Annotated in this window: 16 protein-coding genes; 6 read left to right on the plus strand and 10 right to left on the minus strand. The window is 73.4% G+C overall.

Going from position 1 to position 16153, the window contains the following annotated elements; genetic code table 11:
* Window positions 1-397 precede the first annotated feature (397 nt).
* From recA to BIV28_RS08865, 3 genes are all read right to left on the minus strand, one after another.
* A complete protein-coding gene (recA, locus tag BIV28_RS08855; RefSeq protein ID WP_076261054.1) occupies window positions 398-1441 on the minus strand; it encodes a recombinase RecA in 1044 nt (347 codons plus the stop codon).
* Between the two features lie 254 nt (window positions 1442-1695).
* Window positions 1696-2229: an O-acetyl-ADP-ribose deacetylase gene (locus BIV28_RS08860; RefSeq protein ID WP_076261056.1), complete on the minus strand. Its 534-nt coding sequence runs from the start codon at window positions 2227-2229 to the stop codon at window positions 1696-1698.
* A complete protein-coding gene (locus tag BIV28_RS08865; protein ID WP_076261057.1) occupies window positions 2226-2477 on the minus strand; it encodes a DUF3046 domain-containing protein in 252 nt (83 codons plus the stop codon). The genes BIV28_RS08860 and BIV28_RS08865 overlap by 4 nt, the downstream gene beginning before the upstream one ends.
* Before the next feature lie 153 nt (window positions 2478-2630).
* Here BIV28_RS08865 and BIV28_RS08870 point away from each other — a divergent pair, with 153 nt between their 5' ends.
* Window positions 2631-4250, plus strand: a complete 1620-nt coding sequence (locus BIV28_RS08870) for a DUF3352 domain-containing protein (protein WP_076261059.1) — start codon at window positions 2631-2633, stop codon at window positions 4248-4250.
* A gap of 102 nt (window positions 4251-4352) precedes the next feature.
* Here the strand turns inward: BIV28_RS08870 and BIV28_RS08875 are convergent, their stop codons facing one another.
* Genes BIV28_RS08875 through rimO form a run of 6 tightly spaced genes read right to left on the minus strand, consistent with a single transcriptional unit; the run spans window position 4353 to window position 9459 of the window.
* Window positions 4353-5459, minus strand: a complete 1107-nt coding sequence (locus BIV28_RS08875) for a mandelate racemase/muconate lactonizing enzyme family protein (protein ID WP_076261061.1) — start codon at window positions 5457-5459, stop codon at window positions 4353-4355.
* Window positions 5456-6310 carry a serine hydrolase gene (locus BIV28_RS08880; RefSeq protein WP_207555862.1) on the minus strand — a complete coding sequence of 285 codons (855 nt, stop codon included), beginning with the start codon at window positions 6308-6310 and terminating at the stop codon, window positions 5456-5458. Before BIV28_RS08880 ends, BIV28_RS08875 begins: the two co-directional genes overlap by 4 nt.
* A gap of 17 nt (window positions 6311-6327) precedes the next feature.
* Window positions 6328-6630, minus strand: coding sequence for a helix-turn-helix domain-containing protein (locus tag BIV28_RS08885; protein ID WP_076261062.1), 303 nt, complete (start codon window positions 6628-6630; stop codon window positions 6328-6330).
* Between the two features lie 60 nt (window positions 6631-6690).
* Window positions 6691-7275, minus strand: coding sequence for a CinA family protein (locus BIV28_RS08890; RefSeq protein ID WP_076261064.1), 585 nt, complete (start codon window positions 7273-7275; stop codon window positions 6691-6693).
* Entirely contained in the window at window positions 7268-7972 is a 705-nt protein-coding gene (gene pgsA / locus BIV28_RS08895; RefSeq protein WP_076261065.1) for a CDP-diacylglycerol--glycerol-3-phosphate 3-phosphatidyltransferase, read from the minus strand. The genes BIV28_RS08890 and pgsA overlap by 8 nt, the downstream gene beginning before the upstream one ends.
* On the minus strand, window positions 7969-9459 hold the full coding sequence (gene rimO / locus BIV28_RS08900) for a 30S ribosomal protein S12 methylthiotransferase RimO (protein WP_076261067.1): 1491 nt from the start codon (window positions 9457-9459) through the stop codon (window positions 7969-7971). Before rimO ends, pgsA begins: the two co-directional genes overlap by 4 nt.
* Window positions 9460-9496: 37 nt before the next feature.
* Here rimO and BIV28_RS08905 point away from each other — a divergent pair, with 37 nt between their 5' ends.
* Window positions 9497-10783 carry a dipeptidase gene (locus tag BIV28_RS08905; protein WP_083707174.1) on the plus strand — a complete coding sequence of 429 codons (1287 nt, stop codon included), beginning with the start codon at window positions 9497-9499 and terminating at the stop codon, window positions 10781-10783.
* A 27-nt stretch (window positions 10784-10810) separates the two neighbouring features.
* Here the strand turns inward: BIV28_RS08905 and BIV28_RS08910 are convergent, their stop codons facing one another.
* Window positions 10811-11557, minus strand: a complete 747-nt coding sequence (locus BIV28_RS08910) for an ion channel (RefSeq protein ID WP_076261069.1) — start codon at window positions 11555-11557, stop codon at window positions 10811-10813.
* A gap of 101 nt (window positions 11558-11658) precedes the next feature.
* Between BIV28_RS08910 and kdpF the strand changes: the two genes are divergently transcribed.
* From kdpF to kdpC, 4 genes are read left to right on the plus strand one after another with little or no spacing between them, the layout of a single operon-like run.
* Entirely contained in the window at window positions 11659-11745 is an 87-nt protein-coding gene (gene kdpF / locus BIV28_RS20520) for a K(+)-transporting ATPase subunit F (protein ID WP_076261071.1), read from the plus strand.
* Window positions 11745-13391, plus strand: a complete 1647-nt coding sequence (gene kdpA, locus BIV28_RS08920) for a potassium-transporting ATPase subunit KdpA (protein ID WP_076261073.1) — start codon at window positions 11745-11747, stop codon at window positions 13389-13391. The genes kdpF and kdpA overlap by 1 nt, the downstream gene beginning before the upstream one ends.
* Entirely contained in the window at window positions 13388-15514 is a 2127-nt protein-coding gene (gene kdpB, locus BIV28_RS08925; RefSeq protein ID WP_076261074.1) for a potassium-transporting ATPase subunit KdpB, read from the plus strand. Before kdpA ends, kdpB begins: the two co-directional genes overlap by 4 nt.
* 42 nt (window positions 15515-15556) lie before the next feature.
* Window positions 15557-16132 carry a K(+)-transporting ATPase subunit C gene (gene kdpC / locus BIV28_RS08930; RefSeq protein WP_076261076.1) on the plus strand — a complete coding sequence of 192 codons (576 nt, stop codon included), beginning with the start codon at window positions 15557-15559 and terminating at the stop codon, window positions 16130-16132.
* The last annotated feature ends 21 nt before the right edge of the window (window positions 16133-16153 follow it).

Genomic DNA, 16153 nt, shown 5'->3' on the forward strand with positions numbered 1-16153 from the left:
GCCTCCTGCGCCGCGTCTGGCGGAGGCTGTGCCTCAGCCCGGCGGCCACGTCGTGCGCCTCGCCGACTGCCACGCCCGGCCCTCGGTGCGGCGTCCTCGTCGGAGTGTCCGTCGGGGGGTCCGTCGGAGGCACCCGGGCGGGATGGTCGGGAGGACCGGCCACGGCGGGACGACCGGGAGCCCTCGGTTGCCGCAGCGCCCGGTGCGGGCCTGGTGCCCCACGGGGCGCTACCGCTCCAGCCGCCCTGGTCTCCCCTGGACACGCTCCCACCCGGGCCGTGCACCCCCGCGAGGCCCTCGGCCTCGGCGAGGATCGCCGCGGCCCGGGCCAGCCGCTCCTCGACCACGGGGTCGACGGCGGCCGGCCGGGCCGGGCGTCCTGCTGCAGGACCCACGATCAGAAGTCGACGGGGACGTCCGCACCCTCGGCGGGCTGGTCGACGCGCGGGCCGACGCCGAGCTTCTCCTTGACCTTCTTCTCGATCTCGTCGGCGAGGTCGGGGTTGTCCTTGAGGAAGTTGCGGGCGTTCTCCTTGCCCTGGCCGAGCTGGTCGCCCTCGTAGGTGTACCAGGCGCCGGCCTTGCGGACGAAGCCGTGCTCGACGCCCATGTCGATGAGGCCACCCTCGCGCGAGATGCCCTGTCCGTAGAGGATGTCGAACTCCGCCTGCTTGAACGGCGGCGACACCTTGTTCTTGACGACCTTGACGCGGGTGCGGTTGCCGACGGGCTCGGTGCCGTCCTTGAGGGTCTCGATGCGGCGCACGTCGAGGCGGACCGAGGCGTAGAACTTCAGCGCCTTTCCACCGGTCGTCGTCTCCGGCGAGCCGAACATGACGCCGATCTTCTCGCGGAGCTGGTTGATGAAGATCGCCGTGGTGCCGGTGTTGTTGAGCGCACCGGTCAGCTTGCGCAGCGCCTGGCTCATGAGGCGGGCCTGCAGGCCGACGTGGCTGTCGCCCATCTCGCCCTCGATCTCGGCGCGCGGCACGAGGGCAGCGACGGAGTCGATGACGATGATGTCGAGGGCGCCGGAGCGGATGAGCATGTCGGCGATCTCGAGCGCCTGCTCACCGGTGTCGGGCTGGGAGACGAGCAGCGCGTCGGTGTCGACACCGAGCTTCTTGGCGTACTCGGGGTCGAGCGCGTGCTCGGCGTCGATGAACGCCGCGATGCCGCCGGCCTTCTGGGCGTTGGCGACCGCGTGCAGCGCCACCGTGGTCTTACCGGAGGACTCCGGGCCGTACACCTCGACGATACGACCCCGCGGGAGGCCGCCGATGCCGAGCGCGACGTCGAGGGAGATCGACCCCGTCGGGATGACCTCGATCGGCGGGCGGACGTCGTCGCCGAGGCGCATCACCGCGCCCTTGCCGTAGCTCTTCTCGATCTGGCCCATCACCGAGGCGAGGGCCTTGTCCTTGTCCATCACCGATGCCATTGCCTGGCCACCTATCTGCCGTCTGCGCTGCGGTCGTCTGCCTTCGACCCTGAACGACGGCGCTCGTGAGATCCGTTGTCGGGTCAGACGTTAGGGCCCGGCGCCGACATCGGGGTTCACCACGAGACGGCCTGTGGACGATGCCTGGGGTGGCACCGGACCTGTGGAGAACAGTACCGAACACGTGTTCGAAGTCGTGCACCGACACGCCGTCGACGCGTCGGGCGCGTCGACGCGTCCGCGCGGGACCGTGCTCAGCCCTCCCCCGCCTCGGCCAGCGCCTCCCGGAAGGCCGCGTGGACGCCGTCGGAGAAGAGCCAGAAGCGCGCCTCGCGCACCGCAGAGTGGGTGCCCAGCGCGTCGGCGAGCGCGGCGACGGCGACGCGCGCCGCGGCGTCGTGGGGGTAGCCGTAGATCCCGCACGAGACCGCCGGGAAGGCGACGACGGCGCACGAGGCGTCTGCGGCCAGCTCGACCGAGCGGCGGTAGCACGACGCGAGCAGCGCGGGCTCCCCCGCGTCGCCGCCGCGCCAGACCGGTCCGACGGTGTGGATGACGTGACGGACCGGGAGCCGCCCGGCCCCGGTGATCTTCGCGTCGCCGGTGTGGCAGCCGCCGAGCAGCCGGCACTCGGCGAGCAGGTCGGGACCCGCGGCGCGGTGGATCGCACCGTCGACCCCACCGCCCCCGAGGAGCGAGGAGTTGGCGGCGTTGACGATGGCGTCGGCACCGGCGTCGGTCGTGATGTCCCCGAGCCGCAGGGTGATCCGACCGCGCGCGGGCGTCACGGCCCGGCCACCTGCCCGCCCTGGGCGCCGCGCGCGACCCGGTCGTCGCGGCCCAGGCGCCGGGCCGCCGGCACGTCCATGTCGTCGCAGATCGCCTCCCAGACGCGGCGGGGCGGCTCGCCGTCGGCGAGGGCCTGGTCGACGGTCCGGCCGCCGAGCGAGCCCAGGACGTGGTCACGGGCGAGCGAGCGCGCGTACCCCTCGCCGAACTCGTCGTCCATCAGGGTCCAGAAGTGACTCATGCGCACCGCGTCAGTCTGCCACCGACCGCCGCGGGAACCGCCGGTGTCACGAGGTCGTCGCAGGTTCGCCGAACCCGGCCTTGGCCGTCGCCTGCAGGCGATATCGTCTCTCCGCCGCGCCACTGCCGGCACACCGACCTCCAGGGGAGCACCAGTCACATGTCCGACCAGTCGCACGGGCCTGCCGGCCCCGCGGGCGGCCCGCAGCCCGCGCCGCAGTCCTACTCCTACCCCGGCGCCCCGGACGCGTCCGGGGCCACCGACCCGACGCAGGGCGTCGCCCTCGCCGACGAGCCGTCGACGCCCGGTGCGGGCAGGAGCCGGCGCACCGGACTGCTCGCCGGCGGCATCGCGGCCGTCGTGCTGCTCGGCGGTGCCGGCGTCTTCGCCGCCCAGCAGCTGAGCGGGGGCGGTTCGCAGCCGGCCGACGTCCTGCCGGGCGACGCCTACGCGTACGTGCGCCTCGACATCGACCCCTCGGCCGGGCAGAAGATCGCGGCCGTGCGGTTCCTCGGCAAGGTGCCGCAGATCCAGAGCACGCTCGGCAGCGGCGACCCCCGCAAGAAGCTGTGGGACCTCGCCGCGAAGGACTCCGGCGAGGCCTGCATGAAGGCCTTCAACTACGACGCCGACATCGCGCCGTGGCTCGGCGACCGCATCGGCCTCGCCCTGCGGCCCGGCGGCACGAAGGACACCCCGAACCTCGCCGTCGCGGTGCAGGTCAAGGACGAGGACGCCGCCCGCACGACGCTGACCAAGCTGCAGAAGTGCGGCGACAGCGGCTCCGACAGCGACCTGCGCATGACGGACGGCTACGCCGTCATCACGCCCAAGGGTCAGGGCGACGCGACGCTGGCGGCCACCGCCAAGGGCAGCCTCGCCCAGAACACGACGTTCACCGGCGACATGTCCGCCCTCGGCGAGCAGGGCGTCGTGTCGGCGTGGATGGACATGGGCCGGGGCATGCCCGAGCTGCAGAAGCTCGGCGGCTCCGAGATGGCCTCCTCCCTCGGCATGGGGACCGTGCCCACGGCCAACGCCAAGGGCCGCGTGGCCACGGCGCTCCGGTTCGACAGCGACTACGTCGAGCTCGCCGGCCTCGTCCGCGGCGCCGACGCGACCACGACCGTCAAGGGCAGCGGCGCGGAGATGGCCAACCTCCCGGCCAACACGATGGCGGCCCTGCAGGTGTCGGGTGCCGACCAGTCCATCGACGCGGGCTGGCCCGCCGTCAAGAAGCAGCTCGACGCCCTCGCGGGCGGCGGCCAGGACGACATCGTCGCCATGGCCGAGCAGCAGCTCGGGATCAAGCTGCCCGACGACCTCAAGGCCCTGCTCGGCCGGTCCTTCACCGTCTCGCTGCCCGACCAGGACTTCCAGTCCGCGGCCCCGGCCGTCGGCGTCAAGATCGTCTCGAGCGACGCCAAGCGCGCCGACGGCGTCATCACCAAGCTGCTCCGGGCGGCCGGTGGCGGGGTCGACCTCACGCACCACGTCGACGGTGACAAGGTCTACGTCGCGACGACCTCCGACTACGCGGACGACCTCAAGGCCGGTGGCCGCCTCGGCGACACCGACGCCTTCAAGCAGGCCGTCGGCGACGTCAGCGGTTCCAACGCCGCGATGTTCTTCGACCTCGACAAGCTCGAGAAGCTCTACCTCAGCGGCGTCCACGGCCAGGAGAAGACCTTCCTCGAGTCGCTCAAGGCCGTCGGCCTCAACGCCACGCAGACCGCCCCGGGCGAGGCCACGTTCTCGCTGCGCGTCCTGGGCAACTGACGCCGGCCGCACCACCTGCACACGGCCACCCGGTCCCGGGTGCGCGAAGGGCCCCGCCTCGGCGGGGCCCTTCGTCGTGGCGGCTTCGTCAGGCGCGGACGGTCAGGCGCGGACGGACAAGCCGGCGACCCCGAAGCCCGACGCGTCGGGCAGGCGGATCTCGTTGCCCGAGTAGGCGATCCCACCGTCGACCGGCGAGGTGACCGACCACCAGGCGGCGTCGAGGTCGCTCACCTCGGTGGTCGGCTCGGCGGCGACGAGCGCGGCCGCGGCTCCGACGCCGACGTGCGACTCCATCATCGAGCCGACGATGGTGCGCAGGCCGGCGTCGTGCGCGCGGCGCAGCAGGTCGCGGCCGACGGCGAGCGACCCGCACTTGGCCAGCTTGACGTTGACGAGGTCGGCGGCGCCGAGGCGGATGATCCGCTCGAGGTCGTAGGGCCCGAAGCACGACTCGTCGGCCATGACCGGGAGCCCGACGCGCTCGCGCACCCACGCCAGCCCCTCGATGTCGTCGGCGACGACGGGCTGCTCGACGAACTCGACGCCGAGGTCGGCCACCTCCAGCGCCCGGATGACGCGGACGGCCTCCTCGCGCGTCCACCCCTGGTTGGCGTCGAGGCGGATCGCGACGCCCGGCCCGACGGCGTCGCGCACGGAGGCGACCCGCTGGACGTCGGTGTCGGCGTCGGTGCCGACCTTCATCTTCAGGGTGGTGAAGCCGTCCGCGACGCGGGAACGGGCCGTGTCGGCGAGGTCGGCGGCATCGCCGGCCGACAGCGTGACGTCGGTGACGAGCACCCGTTCCGGGACGCGTCGGCCCTCGGCGAGCAGCGTGGCGACGGAGACGCCCTCGGCCTGCGCCAGCAGGTCGTGAAGGGCGGCGTCGAGGGCGGCCTTGGCGCCGAAGTTGCGCGCCACCGTGCGGGCGACGACCCGTCCGAGGGCGGTGAGGTCGTCGAGGTCGTCGAGCGCGTGGCCCGTCACCGCCGGGGCGAGCATCTGCTCGAGGCAGGCGGTGGCGCTCGCGAGCGACTCGCCGGTGACCTGCCACACCTGCGGCGCCTCGCCCCACCCGACGCGGCCGTCGCTGTCGGTCACGCGGACGAGCACCGTGTCGACGGTCTCGGTGCGGCGCAGCGCGGTGACGAACGGGGTGTGGAGCGGGACGGACGACGGTGTGGTCTCGACGCGGACGACGGTGGTCACGCGGTCACCGCCCCGGCGTGGGTGGCGGCCCAGACGTCGCGGGCGACGTCGGCGACCAGGGCGGCGGCCTCCGCCTCGTCGAGGTCGACCGTCGTGCAGACGGCCAGCACGAACGGCTCCTCCCCGACCGGCCGCACGAGGGCGACGTCGTGCGACACCCCGGGGATCCAGCCGGACTTGCTCGCCGTGGGCGTGCCGGCGGGCAGGCCGGCGGGCACCTGGTCGAGGTGCTGCTGGCGGGCCAGGATCGCCTCCACCGGGCCGAGCACCGGCTCGCCCCCGAGGGCCGGCTCTCGTCGGCCGACCGCCGCCATGAGGAGGCCGAGGTCCGCCGCCGTGACCGTGTTGGTGATGCCGGCCGCGCGCGCCGCGGCGTCCTCGATGCCCCGCCCCACGACGGTCGTGCCGGAGCAGCGGGCGAGGCGCAGCACCTCGGCCACCTCGGAGAGGCCGACGACGTCGATGAGCAGGTTGGTCGCGAGGTTGCCCGAGTGGGTGATGGCGTGCTCGGCGAGCTCGCGCAGGGTGCGGGTGGCCCCGACGGCCGCCCAGGTGTCGGGGTCCTGGTCGTCGCCCTCGTCCATGGCGAACGGCGAGCCGTCGAGGACCGAGACGAAGGCGTTGTGCACCGGGTAGGAGGCGTCGAGGTCGAGCTCGCCGCGCACGACGCGTCGCATGGCCGCGACGACGAGCGGCAGCTTCATCGTGGAGGCCGCGTAGTGGGGCGCGTCGGCGTCGTGGGACCACACGGCGCGGCCGTCGAGGTCACCGAGCCAGACGGACAGGGTCGCCCCGTCCGGGTGCCCGAGGCTGGTCAGGCGTGAGTCGAGGTCCGTGAAGGGCGAGGGCACCCTCGCACGGTAGACGATCAGGCCGCGGAGGCCGACACGACCTCGCCCGTGGCCACGGGGAGCCGGACGGCGGGCGCCAGTCCTTCGCTCTCGGCCATCCGGGCGGAGACGTCGATGAGCACCTGGGACAGCGGGGTGTCGAGGGCGCCGCAGATCGAGGCGAGCAGCTCGGAGGAGGCCTCCTTCTCGCCGCGCTCGACCTCGGAGAGGTAACCGAGCGAGACCGACGCGGTGGCCGAGACCTCACGGAGCGTACGGCCCTGGGCGCGGCGGCGCTCACGCAGGACGTCACCGAGCTCGCGTCGCAACAGTGTCGTCATGCCGCCCTCCTCCAGGTCGTCGGTGTCGCGTGACGGGTGTGGCCCGTCGTCGGGTCGTGCTCAGTGGTCGGTGCCCGGTGCTCCGGGTGTCGACAGGCCTACCGTACCCCGAGGCTCCGCCACGGGCGCAGCGGTTCGGTGCGTGGCGCGTGTCTCCTCGAGGGCCAGGGCGAGGACGGCGGCGACCGTGCCGGCACGGACCTGCGCCCTGGTCCCGTTCAACCGCAGCAGGCGCGTCGCTGTTCCCGACGGGCCCGCGACGGCGACGTGCACGGTGCCGGCGGGCTTGCCCTCGGCGGGCCCCGGCCCGGCGACGCCGGTGGTGGCCACGCCCCACGTGGCCTCGAGGCGCTCGCGCACGCCCTCGGCCATCGCGGCGGCGACCCCGGCGTCGACGGTGCCGACGCGTTCCAGCAGGTCGGCGGGCACGCCGAGCAGCGAGGTCTTGAGGTCGGTCGCGTACGCGACGACGCCCCCGCGCAGGACGTTCGAGGCGCCCGGGGTGTCGGCGACGGTGGCGGCCACCAGGCCCGCGGTGAGCGACTCGGCGCAGGCGAGCGTCTCCCCCGCCTCGGTGAGCTCGGCGACGAGCGCCGCGCCCGACGCGTCAGCGCCCGACGCGTCAGCGCCCGACGCGTCAGTCACGGTGCGGGGTCCGCTCCTCGGGGCGCGTCGACGTCGGCGGGGTCGGCGACGTGCGGCGCAGCGCGCGCGCCTCGCGGCGCAGCCGGGTGCGCTCGCTCGTCTCGCGCAGCCGGGCGGCCTTGAAGACGTAGTCGATTCCGGACAGGACCGTCATGACCGTGGCGGCGCCGAGCACGACGTAGGCGACCGTGGTCCACACGTCGCCGAGAGGGAGCACCCAGAGCGGGAACGTCAGGGCGCCGAGCGACAGCGTCTGCAGCATCGTCTTGAGCTTGCCGCCACGCCCCGCGGGCATGACGCCGTGCCGGATGACGACGAACCGCAGGACGGTGATGCCGATCTCGCGCACGAGGATGACGACGGTGACCCACCACCAGACGACCCCGAGCAGCGAGAGCCCGATGAAGGCCGTGCCGGTCAGCGCCTTGTCGGCGATCGGGTCGGCCACCTTGCCGAAGTTCGTGATCTCGCCGCGGCGCCGGGCCAGCTTGCCGTCGACGCCGTCGGTGACGGCCGCGACCGCGAAGACGACCCACGCCCAGAACCGCCACCACGGCTCGTGGCCGCCGTCCTGGAACAGGGCGAGGGCGTAGACCGGCACGAGGAGGAACCGGAGCACCGTCAGGGCGTTCGGCAGGTTCCAGTCGGTCGGCCGGGGGTTCGGGCCCTCACCCCGGTGGAAGGTGCTCGGCGTCATCGCGGCTCCGCGACGAGGTCGATCCCCTCGGTGTCGACGACGACGGCCGGCACGAGGTCGCCGACGGCGGGCACCGGCGCCCCGTCGGCGAGACGGAGGACCGTGACGCCGTCGACGTCCGGGCCCTGGAAGGCGGCCCGCCCGACGGGCGCACCGCCGTCGTCGATCTCCTCGACGAGGACCACGACGGTCTCGCCGATGCGCTCCTCGGCCCGCTGGGCGTTGAGCTCCTCGACGAGGCGGGTGAAGCGGTCGAGCCGCTCGGCGACGACGGCGGGGTCGAGCTTGCCGTCGTAGGACTCGGCCTCGGTGCCGTCCTCGTCGGAGTAGCCGAAGACGCCGACGACGTCGAGGCGCGCCTCGGCGAGGAACGCCTCGAGCTCGTCGAGGTCCTCCTCGGTCTCGCCGGGGAAGCCGACGATGACGTTGCACCGGACGCCGGCCTCGGGGGCGTCGGCACGGACGCGGGCCAGCAGGTCGAGGAACGCCTGGCGCGAGCCGAAGCGCCGCATCCGGCGCAGCAGCGGCTCCGAGGCGTGCTGGAAGGAGATGTCGTAGTACGGCACGACGCCGGGCGTGGCCGCCATGGCCTCGAGCAGGCCGGGACGGATCTCGGCGGGCTGGAGGTAGGAGACGCGCACCCGCTCGATGCCCTCGATCGCCGTGAGCTCGGGCAGCAGCTTCTCGAGCAGGCCGAGGTCGCCGAGGTCCTTGCCGTAGGAGGTCGAGTTCTCGGAGACGAGGAAGAGCTCCTTGACGCCGCGGGCCGCGAGCCAGCGGGCCTCGGCCACGACGTCGGTCGGGCGCCGCGAGACGAAGGCGCCGCGGAACATCGGGATGGCGCAGAAGGAGCAGCGCCGGTCGCAGCCGGAGGCGATCTTGAGCGGGGCCCACGGGCGGCCGTCGAGGCGGGCCCGCACGACGCGCGGTCCGCTGGCGGGGACGGGGACGCCGTCGTCGACGACCGGGGCGGGGGCGGTGGCCTCGGGCGTCGACGCGTCGCCGTGGCCGGGCAGCGCCACCGCGGCGGCGCCGGCCTGGCGCGCGACCGGCGACAGCGGCAGCAGCGTGCGGCGGTCGCCGGGCGTGTGACTCTCGACCTGCCCGCCGTCGAGGATCGTGCGCAGGTGCGCGCTCATGTCGCGGTAGGAGTCGAAGCCGAGCACGGCGTCGGCCTCGGGCAGCTGGTCGGCCAGCTGCTTGCCGTAGCGCTCGGCGAGGCAGCCGACGGCGACGACCTTCTGGGTGCGCCCGTGCTCCTTGAGGTCGTTCGCCTCGAGGAGGGCGTCGATGGAGTCCTTCTTGGCCTGCTCGACGAACCCGCACGTGTTGACGACGGCGACATCGGCCTCCGACGCGTCGTCGACGAGGCGCCACCCCCCGGCCAGCAGGCGTCCGGCGAGCTCCTCGCTGTCGACCTCGTTGCGGGTGCAGCCGAGGGTGACGAGGGCGACGCTGCGCTCAGTGGTCGGGAGGGGAGGGGCCATGCGTCCACTCTAGATGGCGGGGTGTTCAATGTCGGACATGCTCGGAGCGGACGGCCAGCGCCCCACCACGGACGACCCGGACACCTCGGACGAGACGGTCGGCGCCGGTGCCGCCGCGGCCCGGGACGTCGCCGACGCGTCCCTGTCCCGCGCGCGGCGGCTGCTCGCCGAGCACCCGCTCGTCGACGGCCACAACGACCTGCCGTGGGCGGCTCGCGAGCTGACGCGGTACGACTTCGAGGCGCTCGACGTGTCGGGCCGGCTCACCTCGACCCAGACCGACCTCCCGCGGCTGCGCGACGGCGGCGTGGGGGCGCAGTTCTGGTCGGTGTTCGTGCCGAGCACGCTGCCCGAGGGCGAGGCCGTCATCGCGACGCTCGAGCAGGTCGACGCCGTGCACCGCATGGTCGCGACGTGGCCCGGCGAGCTGGCCCTGGCGCTCAGCGCCGACGACGTCGAGGCCGCCCGAGCCGGCGGCCGGATCGCCTCGCTCCTCGGCGCCGAGGGCGGGCACTCGATCGGCTCCTCCCTCGCGGCGCTCCGGGCGCTGCACGCCCTCGGCGTCCGGTACCTGACGCTGACCCACAACGACAACACGCCCTGGGCCGACTCCGCGACCGACGTGCCCGCCGCCGGGGGGCTCACCGCCTTCGGCCACGAGGTGGTCCGCGAGATGAACCGCGTCGGCATGCTCGTCGACCTCAGCCACGTCGCCGCCACGACGATGCGCGCGGCGCTCGCGACGACCGCCGCGCCGGTCGTCTTCAGCCACTCCTCGGCGCTGGCCCTCTGCGACACGCCCCGCAACGTCCCCGACGACGTCCTCGCCGCCCTGCCGGCCAACGGCGGGGTCTGCATGGTGACGTTCGTGCCGGAGTTCGTCTCCCCCGACACCGCCGCGTGGCGCGTCGAGGCTGCCGCGGCCGCGGCCGAGGTCGGCGTCGACGCCAAGGACTGGGAGGCGTTCGGACGCTTCACCGCCACGTGGTCGCACGAGCACCCCAAGCCCGACGCGACGATCGCCCAGGTGGCCGACCACGTCGAGCACGTGCGCGAGGTCGCCGGCCTCGACCACGTCGGCATCGGCGGCGACTACGACGGCACCGACACCTTCCCGGTCGGCCTCGAGGACGTCAGCGGCTACCCGCGACTCGTGGCCGAACTGCTCGAGCGGCGCTGGTCCGACGACGAGGTTTCCCGGCTGGTGCGCGGCAACGTCCTGCGGGTGCTGCGCGACGCCGAGGCCGTGGCCCGCGACCTGCAGGCCACCCGCTCCCCCGCCATCGCCACCATCGAGCAGCTCGACGGCGACGCGTCCCGCTGAGGCGACGCGTCCCGCTGGGGCGACGCGTCAGCGCCGGAAGCGGGCGATGGTGAGCCCGACGAGCCGGGCGACGACGAGCGCGACGTAGAGCATGCCGGTGATCTGCTGCAGGAGCACGAACGCGCGGGCGTGCGGCTCGACGGCGTAGATGTCGGACAGCCCCGTGGAGGTCATCGTCGTGATCGACAGGTAGAGCAGCTCGAACCACGTGCGGGTGCCGGGCTGCCCCGTCTCGCCGTAGATCGTGAAGGAGTGCGGCCAGACGACCTGGATGGCGAGGTAGACGTAGGCGAACCCCCACGCCACGACGGTGAACGTCGCGCCGGTGGCGTAGAGCTCGTCCCGCGTCACCCAGTTGTCGGCGAACATGTACCGCAGCAGCCCGTAGCCGGTGTAGAGGTAGAAGAGGGCGTGGAGCACCGCGCTCCAGAACGTCAACGTCGCGTTGTCGGTCCAGATCGCCTCGGCGACGGTGAGCACGACGACGGGGCCGCCGAGGAGCACGGCCACCCACGTCAGGGCCGGCGTGGCGCGCACGGCCCGGACGGCCAGGAACAGCACGAGCAGTCCGATGAGCCCGAAGAGGGCGCGCGCCGCCTCCTGCACGTCGCCGGTCCGGGTCTCGATGAACGGGTAGGCGAGCAGGGCCGCCAGCTGCGCGAAGAGCAGCAGGGCGCACGGCAGCTCGGCGACCTTGCGCCGCAGGCGGTCCCACCTGTTCGGGGGGCCCGGGCGACGGGGCGTCGACGGCCAGAGCTCGAGCGAGGCACTCACCTCCCGGAGCCTAGCCGCGGCGGCGTCAAGAACGCGTCAAGAGCCGTCAGCCGCCCGTCAACGCAGGGGGCGCCGTCGCGTGGCGGGCCTACGAAGGAGGCATGACCGAGAACATCATCCTCGGCGTGGTCGGGCTGGCCCTCGTCGCCTACCTCGTCCACGTCCTCCTCCACGCGGACCGCTTCTGATGGGCGACACCGCCAGCGGGCTGCTCACCATCGCGGTCCTCGTCGCCGCCCTCGCGATCGTCCACGTGCCCCTCGGCACCTGGATGGCACGCGTCTTCACCGACGAGAAGCACTGGCGCGTCGAGCGCCTCGTCTACCGCCTCGTCCGCGTCGACCCCTCCAGCGAGCAGCGGTGGACCACCTACGCGCTCGCCGTCGTCGGCTTCTCCGTCGTCGGCATCGTCCTGCTCTTTGCGATGATCGCGGCCCAGGACGTGCTGCCGCTGGGGCGTGGGGCGTCGATGCACCTCGACACCGCGTTCAACACCGCGGTGTCGTTCGTGACGAACACGAACTGGCAGTCCTACGCCGGCGAGTCGGGCGCGTCGCCGCTCGTGCAGACGCTGGGGCTCACGGTGCAGAACTTCGTCTCCCCCGCCGTGGGGCTCGCGGTGGCCGTGGCCCTCGTGCGCGGCCTGGCCCGATCGGGCGCGGCCACGGTCGGCAACTTCTGGGTCGACCTGGTGCGCGGCGTCGTGCGGGTGCTGCTGCCGATCGCCGTGCTCGGGGCGGTCGTCCTGCTACTCGGCGGCGTCGTGCAGAACCTGGGTGGCCCGACGTCCGTGACGACGATCTCCGGCGGCCACCAGGTGGTGCAGGACGGGCTCGTCGCCTCGCAGGAGGCCATCAAGGAGCTCGGCACCAACGGCGGTGGCTACTTCAACGCCAACTCGGCGCACCCGTTCGAGAACCCCACGCCGCTGACCAACCTCCTCGAGATCTTCCTGCTCCTCGTCATCCCGTTCTCGCTCCCGCGCACGTACGGCGTCCTCGTCGGCGACCGGCGCCAGGGCTGGACGGTCCTCGCCTTCATGACGACGCTCTGGGGCCTGCTCGTCGCCGCGGTCACGTGGGCCGAGGTCCACGCGGCGGCCGGCCCGCTCGGGGCGATGGAGGGCAAGGAGCTGCGCTTCGGCGTCTGGCCCTCGGCCCTCTTCGCGGCGAGCACCACGGGCACCTCCACGGGTGCCGTCAACTCGATGCACGAGAGCTACTCGGCCCTCGGCGGCGGTGGCGCCCTCTTCGCGATGCTCCTCGGCGAGGTCTCGCCCGGTGGCGTCGGCACCGGCCTCTACAGCGCGCTGCTGCTCGCCGTGCTCACGGTGTTCCTCAGCGGCCTCATGGTCGGGCGCACCCCCGAGCTGCTCGGCAAGCAGGTGGGACGCCGCGAGATCACGCTGACCGCCCTGGCCCTGCTCGTCATGCCGGCGCTCGTGCTGGCCTTCACCGGCGCGGGCATGGTGCTGCCCGTCGTGTCGACCCAGATGCTGGCGTCCGGGCCGCACGGGCTCACCGAGGTCATGTACGCCTACGCGTCGGCGGCCAACAACAACGGCTCGGCCTTCGCGGGGCTCTCGGCCGACACGCCCTACCTCAACCTGACCCTGGCGCTCTGCATGCTGCTCGGCCGGTTCGTGCCGATCCTGCTCGTCCTCGCACTTGCGGGATCCCTTGCCGCACAGCGCCGCCGCCCGGCCACCGCCGGGACGCTCCCGACCCACACACCCACGTTCGCGGGCCTGTTCACCGGGGTGGCGCTCGTCGTCACCGGACTGACGTTCTTCCCGGCGCTCGCCCTCGGTCCCCTCGCAGAGGCACTCTCATGACCACGACGCTCACCCCGACCGCGTCGACCCCGGGCCACGAGCCCCACGACCACCACCGCGACGCCGCGCTGATCCGACCCGGGCACAGCACCACGTCGCTGCCCGCCCTCGGCCGGCAGCTGGTGGCCACCTTCCCGCAGGCCGTCGCCAAGCTCGACCCGCGGCACGTGTGGCGCACCCCCGTCGTGTTCGTCGTCTGGGTCGGCTCGCTCGTCACGACCGTCGTGGCCGTGCTCGACCCCTCGTGGTTCGCCTGGGGCGTGACGCTCTGGCTCTGGGCGACCGTGCTCTTCGCCAACATGGCCGAGGCCGTCGCCGAGGGACGCGGCAAGGCCCAGGCGGCGACGCTGCGCGCCACCCGCACGACGACCACGGCGAAGCGCCGCCGCGCCGACGGCACCACCGAGACGGTCCCGGCGAGCGAGCTCGGCATCGGCGACGTCGTCCTCGTGCGGCCCGGCGAGGTCATCCCCGGCGACGGCGACGTCGTGGAGGGGATGGCCACCGTCGACGAGTCGGCCATCACCGGCGAGTCGGCCCCCGTCATCCGGGAGTCCGGCGGCGACCGCTGCGCCGTCACCGGAGGCACCACGGTGCTCTCCGACGGCATCACGGTGCGCATCACGACCAAGCCCGGCGAGACCTTCATCGACCGGATGATCGCGCTCGTCGAGGGCGCGGCGCGGCAGAAGACCCCGAACGAGATCGCGCTGACGATCCTGCTGACGACCCTGGCGATCATCTTCCTGCTCGCGGTCATCGGCATCCAGCCGCTCGCGATCTACTCCGGCCAGGAGCAGTCGACGATCGTCCTCGTGGCCCTGCTCGTCTGCCTCATCCCGACGACGATCGGCGCCCTGCTCTCGGCCATCGGCATCGCCGGCATGGACCGGCTCGTCCAGCACAACGTCCTCGCCATGTCGGGGCGGGCCGTCGAGGCGGCCGGCGACGTGTCGACGCTGCTGCTCGACAAGACCGGCACCATCACCTTCGGCAACCGCCGGGCCACGGCCCTGCTCGCGACGCCCGGCCTGCCCTCCGCCGACCTGACCCGGGCCGCGTACCTGTCCTCGCTCGCCGACGAGACCCCGGAGGGGCGCTCGATCGTCGAGCTCGCGGCGGCCGACCTCGACGCGTCGGGGCGCGAGTCGCTCGACGCCCTGGCCCGCGCGGGCACGGCCGTCGAGTTCACCGCGCAGACCCGCATGTCGGGGGTCGACCTCGCCGACGGCACCGCCCACCGCAAGGGCGCCTCCGACGCCGTCCGGTCATGGGTCCGCTCGACCGGCGGCACGATGCCGCAGGGCGTCCTCACCGAGGTGAACGGGATCGCGAGCGAGGGTGGCACGCCGCTCGTCGTCGCCGTGCGCGAGCCCGGTGCCCCGGCCCGGGTGCTCGGCGTCGTCCACCTCAAGGACGTCGTCAAGCCCGGCATGAAGGAGCGCTTCGCGCAGCTGCGCGCCATGGGCATCCGCACCGTCATGATCACCGGCGACAACCCGCTGACGGCCCGCGCCATCGCCGAGGAGGCCGGCGTCGACGACTTCCTCGCCGAGGCCACCCCCGAGGACAAGATGGCGCTCATCAAGCGTGAGCAGGAGGGCGGGCGGCTCGTCGCCATGACCGGCGACGGCACCAACGACGCGCCGGCCCTCGCCCAGTCGGACGTCGGCGTCGCGATGAACACCGGCACGTCGGCGGCCAAGGAGGCGGCCAACATGGTCGACCTCGACTCCGACCCCACCAAGCTCATCGACATCGTCTCGATCGGCAAGCAGCTGCTCATCACCCGGGGCGCGCTGACGACGTTCTCGATCGCCAACGACATCGCGAAGTACTTCGCCATCATCCCGGCGATGTTCGTGACGATCTTCCCGGGGCTGCAGACGCTCAACGTCATGCGGCTGTCCACCCCCGAGTCGGCGATGCTCTCGGCCGTCATCTTCAACGCGCTGATCATCGTGGCGCTGATCCCCCTGTCGCTCAGAGGAGTTCGCTACCGAGCCATCGGCAGCACCGCCCTGCTGCGACGCAACATCCTCGTCTACGGCATCGGCGGCGTCGTGGCCCCGTTCATCGGGATCAAGCTCATCGACCTCGTCGTGAGCCACCTCCCGCTCTGACCTCCGCCCCGATCGCCCACGCCCTCCCCCGAGAGGAACCCGATGTCCAGCAGCACCACCACCCTCGTCCGCCAGTCCTGGGCCGGCCTGCGCGCCATGCTCGTGCTCACCGTCCTGCTCGGCCTGCTCTACCCCGCCCTCGTGTGGGGCATCGGGCAGGTCGTCGCCCGCGACCAGGCGGGCGGCTCGCTCGTGCGGGTCGGCGGCTCCGTCGTCGGCTCGAGCCTGCTCGGCCAGCAGTGGGTCGGCGACGAGTGGTTCCACGGCCGCCCGTCGGCCAGCGACTACGCCGGCGACACGAGCGGCGGCACCAACCTGTCCGGCAGTGCGCTCACCGACGAGGTCGCCAAGCGCGCCCGGGCCGCGGGCCTCGACGCGTCGGCTGCCCGCACCCTGCCGCCCGACGCATTGACCGCGTCGGCGAGCGGGCTCGACCCCGACGTGTCCCCCGCCTACGCACTGAGCCAGGTCGAGCGCGTCGCGTCGGCGCGCGGGCTCGACCCGGCCCGGGTGCGGGAGCTCGTCGTCGGGCACTCGGCCGGACGCCAGCTCGGCTTCCTCGGCGAGCCGCGCGTCGACGTCCTCGACCTCAACCTCGCCCTCGCGCGTCAGTCCTGACCGGGCACACCCTGACCTGCG

The organism is Intrasporangium flavum, from assembly GCF_001956915.1.
GTDB classification, from domain to species: domain Bacteria; phylum Actinomycetota; class Actinomycetes; order Actinomycetales; family Dermatophilaceae; genus Monashia; species Monashia flava.